Here is a 12574-nt window from a genome sequence, read left to right on the forward strand (position 1 = left end):
ATCAATATTTAAAGATTTCGAATAATTATTGCACCGATGATAATTGGAATGCTGGCTGTTATTGATTGTACGATCACATTTCCAAAATCTTTGCCCTCTTGTTTTTCAGGCACTGTTATGGTGCTTCCTTCTTTTACTTTAGGATAAAAGTGCATGAAGAAGAAGTTCCTTGTCCTTCTGCTTTTTCCATTGGCATAGGTAACATAAATCCTTTTACGCCAAGGTTTCACACCAAACCCTCCCGCTTTGTCGATATAGTACATCAGTCGATTGTACTCCTTATCAAAAGTTATCTTTACAGGCGACTGTACACGGCCTTGTATTGTTACAAAAGGATTTACTTCCGGTATGTAGATGATATCTCTTTCCTGAAGCACAATATCATACTTTGTATTTTTTTCTTGTAATGCTTTTTCAAGATCGATGCTAACAGGCTTATCCGCACTATTAGATACAGGATTACCCGCTGCATCAACAGAAGGGGCAGCTTGATTTACTCTGTAAGGATCTTTTTTGTTCCGAATCAAAACTGCACCGGTCAGATCTGCATTATCCAAAACCCCTCCGGCCCTTTGTATATATGACGACAGTTTTTCATCTTTACTCAAACGAGGATAATTACCCGGATATTTAACGAGGCCCTCTATAGTTACATTTTGCTGTAATTGAAATGTTGGATTTTTTCTTACAAAAACCTGGTCATAAGGTTTCAGCAAAACCTTTGATGCCACTGAATCAAGTTCAAGATTTTGTAAGACTGAATACGACTTAATAACTGTTTGAGTTGGTTTAAGTCCTTTTTGTGCAGAGTCCATGTCAACAATACTTGATATTTCCAATCTTCCGAATTCTGCTGAAGACTTTAACCCGCCGGATAAGTAGATCAGGTCCTGCAATGTCATGCCTCCGTATCTTTTGAGTTTTCCAGGTTTACGAACTTCTCCGGAGATCTCTACAAATTGTTGTTCACCAAACTCTGCATTCGAAAACAATTGTATCATATCATTTGGCTCCAACAAAACATTATCAACACCAGAACCATTTTCAATGTCTCTTAAACTGATCTCAATTTTATCTGCCTTAAGATTGGTTGAATCGGCTCCTTTTCTAAATATATATGCCCTTGGCAGATAAGTATTTCTTGTAATTCCTCCTGCACGGTTGATAACATCAAACAGACGGTCATTCTTTTTTATTTCATATAAGCCCGGATAAGATACTTCACCGGTTACTTCTACTTTATTAATAATCCCCGGATTGATCAAATTTACTTTCACCACATCCCCATCTTTCAGTAAATAATCAGCCTTATTTTGTTTTAGGATGGCCGTGGCATTTACATCATATATCACCTGCTTCTCATCATCGGTTCTCACTACTTTCACATCAGATGAATATGCATCTGGTGTAAATCCTCCTGCAAAACTTATTAATGCTTTTATCCCTTCATCCTTTTTCAGTTGATAATACATAGGGCGTTTAAATTGCCCGGTAGCCAATACTTTTTTATCAACAAAACGAACCAATACAAAATCATTATTTTGTAAATAGATGCGGCCGCCTATATCTCCTGATGTTAAATATTTGTATACGTCAAGTGTTTCTATCACTTTTCCATTTCTTTTAACCTGTATCTCTCTTAAATTACCATACTGCGTAACTCCGCCGGCCAAACCAATTACATTGAATGCATTGGAAAATGCAGAAACGGTTACAGGGCCCGGATTGTTTACTTCTCCTCCTACGTTTACATTGATCGTTCTTGGTTGACCAAGAGTTATCTGTACGTTGGTAGTAGCCGGAACAACACTTTTGAATCTGGAATAGATTAATGATCTGGCAGATTCAAAGGTTAACCCCTGCACTGTTATTTTACCCAGACTTGCGGGAAAGATCGAGCCATCTTTTGCTACAACGTAATCTTCCTGGTATTCACCACCGCCCCAAAGTGCTACGATAATATGATCACCCACTCCTATCGGATAATCCAATGGAGGTGTAGAAAGTTCCGCAATGTTCATCATTGCAGCATTTTTGAAAATATTTGTTCCGTAAGTATCGTCAGATTTATAACTATTAGACTTAACGTTGTCTTCAATTAACGTATCTCTGATCACAACAGGGGTTGTTGTTTGTTTATTCTTGTCTTCTCCGGCTATAATACTTTTATTATTGTCGCCAAAAATTTCCTTTAAATTTTTTTGCGGAGCTTGTAGAGATGGCTCTGTAAGTATCCCCTTAACTTCTTCCTGCACAGGGGTAGTAACGGGTGGTTGACAAAATGCACTTAATGAGGAACCCATCAATATAACAAGCAACAGTTTTACTCTCATATTTACCAATAACTTCAAATTAAATGACATTTATTAAGGGTTAGTTTATAAATAAATCGGAGCAAATATATCAATAATTTATTTGAGAGGCTTTTGAAGTAACATTGTAAATTCTTCCCAAACCTCTTTTACAATATCGCCGGCAGGCTGAATTTTATCAATAATTGCGCTTACCTGGCCAATTTCCAACTCTCCATTTTTCAAATCTCCTTCAAACATACCTTTTTTTGCCCTGCCTTTACCTAATAATTCTTTTAGTTTATCCGCAGAAACACAGTCAGCTTCTGCCTGCTGTACAATAGCGAAAAAATCATTTTTCAACAGTCGCACAGGTGTAATTTTCTTTAAAGATAGCATTGTATCTCCTTCTGTTGCATTTATAACAGCATTTTTAAATGCCGGGTGGGACGAAGCCTCTTCACTTGCTACAAACCTGCTGCCTATTTGCACCGCCTCTGCACCTAATACCATTGCTGCCAACATCTGTTTGCCGGTGGCAATGCCCCCGGCTGCTATAACGGGTATTGTAACCGCATTACAAACCGCAGGCACCAAAACCATTGTTGTTGTCTCTTCCCTCCCATTGTGACCGCCTGCCTCGAACCCTTCTGCCACAACAGCATCACATCCTGCCACCTGCGCCTTTTGGGCAAACTTGCTGCTGCTCACCACATGCACTACCGTAACGCCATGTTGTTTTAAGATAGATGTCCATGTGTTGGGATTGCCGGCTGATGTGAATACGATCGGCACTTTTTCGGCAATGATGGTTTGAATATGTTTGTCGGTATCCGGATATAATAACGGAACATTTACACCAAAGGGTTTATCTGTAGCTGCTTTGCATTTTTGAATGTGTTCTTTCAATACATCTGGATACATACTACCGCTCCCTATTAATCCCAATCCCCCTGCATTACTCACTGCACTTGCCAAACGCCAGCCGCTTGCCCATACCATACCAGCTTGTATGATGGGATAATCGATCTTGAAGAGAGTCGTTATTTTGTTAGTATACAAATCGTTTAACTGTTAAGTTATTTAGAAGAGTCATTGAAAAATGTTATGCTAACAACGTTAAACGATTTACACGTTAAGCGCTGTTACCCCAGATCAATATCAGTATTATCTCCGATATTGAGAGAACGGGTTTCGCCTTTTACACCGGTATCACTACCAATCAAAGAATCATCCAACACTACGTCAAACAATTTAGAAAATGAACCAATGATAGATTCTTTAACGATGGTATAATTTAAAATAGTATGTTCTCCAATAGTAACATTTGGACCTATTACGGAGTTTCTGATATCGCAGCCTTCGCCGATACTAACGGGAGGAATGATAATAGTATTTTCAAAGTGATGATTATCGGCAAGACCACCGCCGAATTTTTTCAGTAGTGTGGCATTGGATTCCAACAGGGTTTCTTTCTTTCCGCAATCAAACCAGCTTTGCACTTTAAATGATTTGAATTTTGCACCGCTCTGTATCATGCATTCCAACGCATCAGTAAGACTTAACTCTTTAACCAATGCTTCTGCCTTTTCGATGATCTTCTTAAGACAGTTAAATAAAAAATCTGTTTCTTTTATTTTATAGATACCAACTAAAGCCATATTACTTTTGGGTATCGAAGGTTTTTCTACCACTCTTGAAATAAATCCATCTTCTTCTATTTCTGCAACACCAAAATTTCTTGGATCATCTACTTTTTTTACCCCCAACATCGAGTAAGGAGAGTCGATCACTTCTTTCACATCGTACTCTGCAATGGTATCTCCTAAAACAATAAATACTTCATCCGTGCCTACGATCTCTTTTGCCAAATCGATGGCATGACCAGTTCCATATCTTTCATTCTGATATACAAAATGGCAGGTAAGATCGGGGTATTTAGCTTTTACATAATCCTGGATCTTTTCTCCCAGATATCCAACAATAAAAATAAATTCATTGATACCAGCACTGTGCAGTTGATCTACAATTATACTCAACACCGTTTTACCGGCAAGAGGAATTAGCGCTTTAGGTTGTGTATATGTATGTGGTCGTAACTTTGTACCGGCTCCGGCCACGGGGATTATTGCCTTCATGATAAAACTACAATCTGCAAATGCAGCATTTTTATTTACAATAAACTATCAATTCTCTCAAAATCAGTGTGTGAAAGTAATACATTTTAAGTAAATCAAATTTTTATAAACAGGTTAATTACAAAGAGGAGATAAATATAGAATAACTACTACACCAGCCTAGTTCTCCAACCAAACCTTTGTATATTTGCAAAAAATTACCGAATACTATATAATTATGCAAAAAGACACATTGGTTTTCGATTTAATCCGTAAAGAACTTGAACGTCAGCGTCATGGAATTGAGTTGATCGCTTCAGAAAATTTCACGTCACTACAGGTGATGCAGGCAATGGGTGGTGTGATGACAAATAAGTATGCCGAAGGATATCCCGGAAGAAGATATTATGCAGGCTGCGAAATTGTAGATCAGACCGAACAATTAGCTATCGACAGATTAAATCAGATCTTTGGTTGTGAATATTCAAATGTTCAACCGCATAGTGGTGCACAGGCAAATGCTGCCGTGGCTTTAGCGGTATTGCAGCCCGGTGATAGAATCTTAGGATTGGACCTAAGTATGGGCGGACATCTTACACATGGATCTGCGGTTAACTACTCAGGTAAATTATATGAACCTCATTTTTATGGTGTGGTAAAAGAAACAGGCCTGGTAGATTATGATACTTTAGAACAAAAAGCAAGAGAATTAAAACCAAAACTAATCATCTGCGGAGCCAGTGCTTATAGCCGCGATTGGGATTATGCAAGAATAAGAAAAGTAGCTGATGAAGTAGGCGCATTGGTACATTGCGATATGGCACATCCTGCCGGATTGATTGCTAAAGGATTATTGAACTCTCCATTTGAACATTGCCAGATCGTTACCTCTACCACACATAAAACACTACGTGGACCAAGAGGTGGTATCATCTTAATGAAAAAAGATTTTGAAAACCCATGGGGATTGAAAGATGTAAAAGGCAATATCCGCATGATGAGCAATCTGCTGGATATGGCTGTATTTCCTGGAATTCAAGGTGGTCCGTTAGAACACGTAATTGCAGCTAAAGCTGTTGCATTTGGCGAAATTTTATCAGATGATTTTACAGTGTATGCAAAACAAGTGGTAAGCAATGCCCAGGCAATGGCAAAAGCATTTGTTGATAAAGGATATCAATTGATCAGTAACGGAACCGATAATCATTTAATGTTGATCGATCTGCGTAATAAAAATATCAGTGGTAAAAAAGCTGAACAGGCTTTAGTGAAAGCAGATATCACCTTAAATAAAAACATGGTACCTTTTGATGACAAAAGCGCTTTTGTAACATCGGGTATTCGTGTAGGTACTGCCGCTATCACTACAAGAGGCTTTAAAGAAGAGCACATGGGATTTGTTGTTGACTCAATTGATAAAGTATTGATGAATGCTGATGATGAACAATTGATCACAAAAGTTCGTGGTGAGGTGAATGAGTTTATGAAGCAGTTTGTACTTTATCCTGAATTAGGCTAAAAAGGTTTCAACGTTTAATGGTTTAAATCGTTTAACGTTAATAGAATCATTACCTTATACAACAATTGTAACAGTTTTATACAACCATTAAACGTTAAACCCTTAAACGATAAAGATCATGATACAACGTATTCAATCAGTCTGGCTTTTATTGGTAGGTGTATGTGCATTTTTTACGATTCAGTTTTCATTTTATAGCGGCACAGATATTAATAATATTCCTTATCAAAAACTAACAGCAGCTACAGGAGGATTTTTAATTTTAACCTTAACGATCCTTATCGGACTACTTGCTGCAATTACTATTTTTCTTTTTAAGAACAGGAATACACAATTGTGGCTATGTGCAGCCGGTATAGTAACAGAGTTGTTATTACTTTATTTATACTACAAAAAAGTAACTACATTTTCGCAGGGAACATTATCATTAAGTGCGTTACTACATGTAGGAATATTGTTGTTTTTTATTTTGGCCGTAAGAGGTATTATGCAGGATAAAAAAATAATTGAGGATAGTGATAGGTTAAGATAATTTTTACTGTCTTGAAATTAATCACCAGCCAAAAAGATCAAAAAGAATGAGAACCCTGTTTATACTTTTATTTTTTCCTCTAATTACAGTTGCACAAAAGAAAAATGACAATACGATTGTTGTGAAAAAAGTAGTTGACATTGATACTTTAAAACAAATCCTCTCGGACAGGTTTCAAAAAATTTCTTATGTCGATGGTAAAGTTTTACATACGATAAATTATAGAAAGAGGTCAAATTATTCAGAAATGTCATTTGTTATAACATTTACTGATAGTTTCACGCTAGTTAGAGGCTATTTCACCAAAGGAGTAGAAAATACTGAATTTGGAAATAGTAGTTCTACAAAATTTGAACCTATTGAATTTGCAGGGCGTGTAGGCTGGAAAGCAAGACTATGGGATGAGGTAGAATCATTTGCCAAAGCAATTTCATCCGATTTAACTTATATTAAATTGAATGATTAATCAAGATTTAGGCTTTTAACGGCTTAACCCCTACAAAAACCTTCCGGTATAACTTTCTTTACACTTCTTTAAATCTGTAGGTTTACCTGCGAAAACTAAACTACCTCCGCCATCACCGGCTTCGGGGCCAAGATCAATTACCCAGTCTGCACTTTTTATTACGTCTGTATTATGCTCTATCACTAAAATAGTATGCCCCTGTTCTATAAGTGCATTGAAGGAAGTGAGTAATTTTTTTATATCATTAAAATGCAGCCCCGTTGTTGGTTCATCAAAAATAAATAAAATATTCCCCTGAGATTTCCCCTTGCCTAAAAAGGAAGCCAGCTTTACTCTCTGCGCTTCTCCTCCGGAAAGCGTGTTACTCGATTGACCTAGTTTTACATAACCCAGGCCAACATCACTTAGTGGTTGAATTTTTTTTGCCACATCTTTCTCGGCACGAAAAAAATCAATGGCTTCATCTACACTTAATTCCAGTATCTCATAAATATTTTTATCATCATATTTTACTTCCAGTACTTCTTCTTTAAATTTTTTACCCCCGCACACATCACAGGTTAAATGCACATCAGCCAAAAACTGCATCTCAACAATTTGTTCTCCTTCACCTTTGCAGGCATCACACCTACCCCCATCTACATTAAAAGAAAAATGTTTTGGTTGAAATCCTCTCATCTTACTAAGTGGTTGCTTCGCAAACAAGTCTCTTATCTCATCATATGCTTTTATGTAAGTAACGGGATTACTACGTGATGATTTACCGATCGGATTTTGATCAACCATCTCTATTTGTGAAATGGTATCAATATCTCCGGTGATGGCCCGGTGTAAACCTGGTCTATCGGCAACCTCTCCCTTTATTTTTTGTAATGCAGGATATAAAATCTGTTTTACCAGAGTTGTTTTACCGCTGCCGCTTACACCACTTACCACACATAAAACGTTCAGCGGAAATTCAACAGTGATATTTTTCAAATTATTTTGTCTGGCTGATTCTATTTTGATACTTCGATTCCATTTACGCAAAATTTTAGGCGGTTCAATTTGTAAGGCTCCGCTCAAATATTTACCAGTCAAACTTTTTTCATTAGCGATCAATTCATCATAATTGCCACAAGCAACAACTTCACCTCCTAGATGACTGGCCAATGGGCCCATATCAATAATATAATCCGCTTCTCTCATCATCATTTCATCATGCTCTACCACTACCACTGTATTTCCAAGATCTCTTAATTCTTTCAACACGTTGATCAATCTTTCTGTATCTCTGCTGTGCAAACCAATAGATGGTTCATCTAAAATATACAGAGAGTTAGTAAGATTACTTCCCAAACTTCTTGTAAGCTGTATCCGCTGGCTTTCGCCACCGCTCAAAGAATTTGCCAACCGATTTAACGTAAGATAACCCAAGCCCACATCCATCAATGTTTTTAAGCGATGGTTGATCTCCAACAAAATCCTTTTGGCCACTGACGTATCATATTCGGACAATTTCAGATCATTGAACCATTGCTGAAGGTCTCTTACAGGCATTTCACATAATTCTCCGATATGCTTTTTATCAACCCTTACATATAATGCTTCTTTGCGTAAACGATATCCTTTACAATCTGTACAAGTTGTTCTGCCTCTGTACCTGCTCAACAAAACTCGGTATTGCACTTTATATAGATTGGCTTCTACTTCTTTGAAAAAATCATTGATACCGTGTACATCTGCACTACCTTCCCACAATAATTTTAATTGCTCCGCTGACAGGTCTATGATCGGTTTGTGAATAGGGAATTTTGTTTTGGAAGATGCTTTGATAAATTGTTCTTTCCACCAGCTTAATTTTTCTCCTTTCCAGGGGGCCACCGCACTTTCATATAAACTCAACTGTTTATTGGGGATGATGAGGTCTTCATCTAATCCGAGTACCTGGCTAAAACCTTCGCAGGTAGGGCAGGCTCCAAAAGGGTTATTGAATGAAAATAAATTAGGTACCGGCTCTTCAAACACAATTCCATCTAATTCAAATTTATTACTGAAATGTATTTTTTTCTTCCCATTAATTTCCAGCATCATCTCTCCTTCACCTTCATAAAATGCAGTACCTACAGAATCAGATATACGGTGCTTGTCATCTTCATCAAAAATTTTTACTACTAATCTATCTATAAGAATATAAGAGGTTGGGGCCTGGGAGTTGAGGGTTAGTTTTTTCTTTAAGTCTTTTTCATTTAACTCTAACAACTCTTCTATACGCACAGGTTCTAATGCTCCTTCTTTAGATGAACCCGGTATCGCCAATCTTGTAAATCCTTTTTGTAATAAAATATTTAATTCTTCTTTTATATCTCTTTTGATATGTTGTTTAAAAGGAACGATCAATAAAACCTTATCTCCTTCTTTTAATTTTTCAATTGCTTTGATCACATCGGCCACATCATCTTTCTGCACTTCTTTACCACTAATGGGTGAAATTGTTTTCCCTGCTCTTGCAAACAACAAACGCAAGTAATCATAAATTTCTGTCATGCTGCCTACCGTACTACGAGGTGTACGTGTAGTTACTTTTTGTTCTATGGCAATAGCCGGGCAAAGTCCTTTGATAAAATCCACATCGGGCTTGTTCATACGTTGCATGAATTGTCTGGCATATGCACTCAGGCTTTCTGCATAACGTCGCTGCCCTTCGGCAAATAAAGTATCAATAGTTAAAGAAGATTTTCCGGAACCAGACACACCGGTAACAACCACTAATTTATTTCGTGGTATAGTAACCGTTACATTTTTGAGGTTGTGTACTCTTGCGCCTTTTATGTAAATTCCATCATTGGGTGTAGATGGGATTTCCCTGCCTTTTTTACTTATCGGTTTGGTGCTCATTTTATTGTATCTGCAAATTTAGTGTGTTGGCGCATCAGTACCATTTTTTGTATAAGCTTTCCTGAAACCCTTACCCACATTGAAAAACAGAGTTTTACTAAGTAGTTTTACGATAAAAATTCATTAAAAATCGGTCACTTTTACTCTATAATATTTGAAAAAGCCATTATATTTTTACAGTCCAATATCACAGTAAAGTGAAAAACAAGAAGCCCACACACATAAGCTTCTCCCTAACTTCTCCTTACAGTTGATATCGGTACACAAAATCCTTAATCTTAATTTTAAACTACACAGTTTATGAAAAACCTTACCGCCCTTACTGATCAGCAATTGATCCATTTATACATGGATGGCAATGCAGATGCCCTTTCAACTTTAGTTTTACGTTACAAAGACAAGATCTTCACATCTATCTATTTATTAGTAAAAGATAAATATTTAGCTGAAGATATGTTCCAGGACGTATTCATCCGTGTAATTGATACCCTGAAATCGGGTAGATACACTGATGAAGGTAAATTTTTACCATGGGCTTTACGTATTGCACACAATATGTGCGTAGATCATTTCAGAAAAGTAAAACGTAGTCCAAGTATTAAAACAAGCGACGATCGTGACATTTTTGAAGTACTTAATTTTTCTGAGCCTGGTGCTGAGCATAAAATTATGCAGAACCAAAGCCACGAAAGAGTAAGAAGACTGATCGATATGCTTCCTGAAGATCAACGTGAAGTAATTATCATGCGTCACTATGCTGATCTGAGTTTTAAAGAAATAGCTGACCTAACCAAATGCAGCATCAACACAGCATTGGGTCGTATGCGTTACGGTTTGATCAACCTACGCAGAATGATGACAGAAAAACAAATCGCTTTATAATATTAAACCCCCTGAACACTAAAAAAACCCTCCAAAATTTGGAGGGTTTTATTTTTATTATAGGTTGAGGTCAGCACTTTTGTCCGACCCTTAATTTAATTGATACCAAACAAGTGTGCAAACACTTTTCTTCCATCCTCATTACCTAAAATATTACTTGTAGCTCTTTCTGGATGAGGCATCATACCAAAAACATTTCTTTCTTTATTACAAACACCGGCAATATTGTGTGTGGCTCCATTAGGATTTGCTGCAGTTACCACACTTCCTTTTTCATCGCAATAACGATAAATGATCTGGCGATGCATTTCAAGTTCTTCTAATGTTTTATCATCGGCAAAATACCTACCTTCTCCGTGTGCTACCGGAATCTTTAAAGCCGCTCCTCCTTCAGAGGCTGCTTCTTTTATAAAAACATTCTTACAAACAAATTGCTGCTGTTGATTACGCAGTAATGCTCCGGGCAACAGACCACTTTCGCATAAAATCTGAAAGCCATTGCAAATACCCAGTACTTTTCCACCTTTATTAGCAAAATCGATCACACTTTGCATCATAGGGCTAAATTTTGCGATTGCACCGCAACGTAAATAATCTCCATAACTAAATCCACCCGGCAAAACGATACAGTCTTCTGTAGTAAACATGCTCAGATCCTTATCCTTATGCCAAAGCTCAATCACTTCCTGTCCCAGATCTTTCTTTAAAGATTCGATCATGTCTCTATCACAATTACTACCCGGAAAAACCACTACGCCAAATTTCATGTGCTATTATTTTACAATATGTTATTGATTATGGTATATTTCTTGAAAATCGATGCAAATGTAATTCATTTAGCATTATTTTACGAAGTAGCTGAATGCAATTACAAAAGCCACCATTAACCAATGCAGCAAAGTGGGAAACCATTTTTTTTGAGGATAGAGAAAAGCACATGCTACAAAGGCAGATAAAGGCACAGCACACAGTATCCAGTAATGAAAAGTGTGTGTGGCGTTGATAAATGGGATAAAAACTGCTACCAAAAAATACAGAAATACCAACTGCCAGCTTTTACGGGATTGCACCAGTTGACGCAAAAAATTCTTCTGGATAAAATAAAGTCCGATCACTGTAGCAAACAATACAATAATGATAGCTGCCAATGCCCATGAAGACTCATAAAACTTTGGAAAACTAATAGCAATTCCCGGAAATTTATACCCATGCAATTTATCCGTTAAAAAAGCCCAAGCCAGCACAAAATAATAAGGTGTAAAGATCCCCAATAAGGCAATCAGCCATTCGGCCAGTTTAAAAGGTCTGGTAACAACCAATCCAAAAACGATCAATGCGGAAAAAGCAATGGATGGAAAATAAAAAAACGTTGAAATACCAATAGCAACACCAATATTAAAGAGAGAAGCTTTGGGTTTTTGATTGTTGTATAAGCCACTCATTCTGGCCCAAACCCATATCAATAGGGTATTTATAATGAGCGGCGCTGATAACACACTCCATTCGCTAAATAAAGAAGTAATGAGTAAGTAACTCATCGCAGTCAGGTAATTAGGTTTGGACATTAATCGTTGATCGATCACTAATTTATTGAATGCAATCGCCTGAGTATATAAGAGCACAAAAACAATGGCGGGGTAAATTGCCGGGATGCTTTTTCCTAATCCGGACAATTGCTCCAATAAGGCTTTAAATAAGAAACCATCTGTTTGCTGTGGTGTCGGGATTACGGGATACAAAAACATATGCAGCTTTAATAAAAGCCCATAAACCAGCAGCAGAAAAGTATTATAAGGATTGTTGGCTTTAAATGTGCCCGTCACTGTCTTAGATTAAATGATAAACGTAAATGTATTTGTTCTGCAAAAGTCAATAATAATTGTGGGTTTA

The 12574-nt window shown here is 37.1% G+C and carries 10 protein-coding genes; 4 read left to right on the forward strand and 6 right to left on the reverse strand.

The features are described 5' to 3' along the window. Positions 1-8 precede the first annotated feature (8 nt). The 3 genes from LK994_RS02105 to LK994_RS02115 form a co-directional block, all read right to left on the reverse strand. Positions 9-2363, reverse strand: coding sequence for a polysaccharide biosynthesis/export family protein (locus LK994_RS02105; RefSeq protein ID WP_229761228.1), 2355 nt, complete (start codon positions 2361-2363; stop codon positions 9-11). 48 nt (positions 2364-2411) lie between these two features. Beyond that, positions 2412-3353 (reverse strand): NAD(P)H-dependent flavin oxidoreductase, encoded by a 942-nt coding sequence (locus LK994_RS02110; protein WP_229761229.1) that lies wholly within the window; start codon positions 3351-3353, stop codon positions 2412-2414. Between the two features lie 83 nt (positions 3354-3436). Then, positions 3437-4429 (reverse strand): sugar phosphate nucleotidyltransferase, encoded by a 993-nt coding sequence (locus LK994_RS02115; RefSeq protein ID WP_229761230.1) that lies wholly within the window; start codon positions 4427-4429, stop codon positions 3437-3439. 217 nt (positions 4430-4646) lie between these two features. Here LK994_RS02115 and LK994_RS02120 point away from each other — a divergent pair, with 217 nt between their 5' ends. The 3 genes from LK994_RS02120 (at position 4647) to LK994_RS02130 (ending at position 6925) form a co-directional block, all read left to right on the forward strand. Then, positions 4647-5927 (forward strand): serine hydroxymethyltransferase, encoded by a 1281-nt coding sequence (locus LK994_RS02120; protein WP_229761231.1) that lies wholly within the window; start codon positions 4647-4649, stop codon positions 5925-5927. Positions 5928-6045: 118 nt separating this feature from the next. Then, positions 6046-6459, forward strand: a complete 414-nt coding sequence (locus tag LK994_RS02125) for a DUF4293 family protein (protein ID WP_229761232.1) — start codon at positions 6046-6048, stop codon at positions 6457-6459. A gap of 46 nt (positions 6460-6505) precedes the next feature. After that, positions 6506-6925 carry a hypothetical protein gene (locus tag LK994_RS02130; protein ID WP_229761233.1) on the forward strand — a complete coding sequence of 140 codons (420 nt, stop codon included), beginning with the start codon at positions 6506-6508 and terminating at the stop codon, positions 6923-6925. A gap of 30 nt (positions 6926-6955) precedes the next feature. Here the strand turns inward: LK994_RS02130 and uvrA are convergent, their stop codons facing one another. Continuing rightward, entirely contained in the window at positions 6956-9802 is a 2847-nt protein-coding gene (uvrA, locus tag LK994_RS02135) for an excinuclease ABC subunit UvrA (protein ID WP_229761234.1), read from the reverse strand. Positions 9803-10102: 300 nt separating this feature from the next. Between uvrA and LK994_RS02140 the strand changes: the two genes are divergently transcribed. Then, the gene (locus LK994_RS02140) at positions 10103-10684 is read left to right on the forward strand and encodes an RNA polymerase sigma factor (protein ID WP_229761235.1); all 582 of its coding nucleotides are present in this window, start codon (positions 10103-10105) and stop codon (positions 10682-10684) included. 95 nt (positions 10685-10779) lie between these two features. On the opposite strand, the gene purQ is transcribed toward LK994_RS02140, so the two are convergent. Beyond that, positions 10780-11451: a phosphoribosylformylglycinamidine synthase subunit PurQ gene (gene purQ / locus LK994_RS02145; RefSeq protein ID WP_229761236.1), complete on the reverse strand. Its 672-nt coding sequence runs from the start codon at positions 11449-11451 to the stop codon at positions 10780-10782. A 75-nt stretch (positions 11452-11526) separates the two neighbouring features. Continuing rightward, positions 11527-12507, reverse strand: coding sequence for a DUF6427 family protein (locus LK994_RS02150; RefSeq protein ID WP_229761237.1), 981 nt, complete (start codon positions 12505-12507; stop codon positions 11527-11529). Between the last annotated feature and the right edge of the window lie 67 nt (positions 12508-12574).

The sequence above is a fragment of the Ferruginibacter lapsinanis genome (genome assembly GCF_020783315.1).
In the GTDB taxonomy this organism is placed as follows: domain Bacteria; phylum Bacteroidota; class Bacteroidia; order Chitinophagales; family Chitinophagaceae; genus Ferruginibacter; species Ferruginibacter lapsinanis.

Excerpts from the sequence above, each read along its gene's own strand:
- LK994_RS02105 (WP_229761228.1), bottom strand. The coding sequence starts at position 2,363 with ATGTCATTTAATTTGAAGTTATTGGTAAATATGAGAGTAAAACTGTTG.
- LK994_RS02115 (WP_229761230.1), bottom strand. The coding sequence starts at position 4,429 with ATGAAGGCAATAATCCCCGTGGCCGGAGCCGGTACAAAGTTACGACCA.
- LK994_RS02120 (WP_229761231.1), top strand. The coding sequence starts at position 4,647 with ATGCAAAAAGACACATTGGTTTTCGATTTAATCCGTAAAGAACTTGAA.
- LK994_RS02125 (WP_229761232.1), top strand. The coding sequence starts at position 6,046 with ATGATACAACGTATTCAATCAGTCTGGCTTTTATTGGTAGGTGTATGT.
- LK994_RS02130 (WP_229761233.1), top strand. The coding sequence starts at position 6,506 with ATGAGAACCCTGTTTATACTTTTATTTTTTCCTCTAATTACAGTTGCA.
- uvrA (WP_229761234.1), bottom strand. The coding sequence starts at position 9,802 with ATGAGCACCAAACCGATAAGTAAAAAAGGCAGGGAAATCCCATCTACA.
- LK994_RS02140 (WP_229761235.1), top strand. The coding sequence starts at position 10,103 with ATGAAAAACCTTACCGCCCTTACTGATCAGCAATTGATCCATTTATAC.
- purQ (WP_229761236.1), bottom strand. The coding sequence starts at position 11,451 with ATGAAATTTGGCGTAGTGGTTTTTCCGGGTAGTAATTGTGATAGAGAC.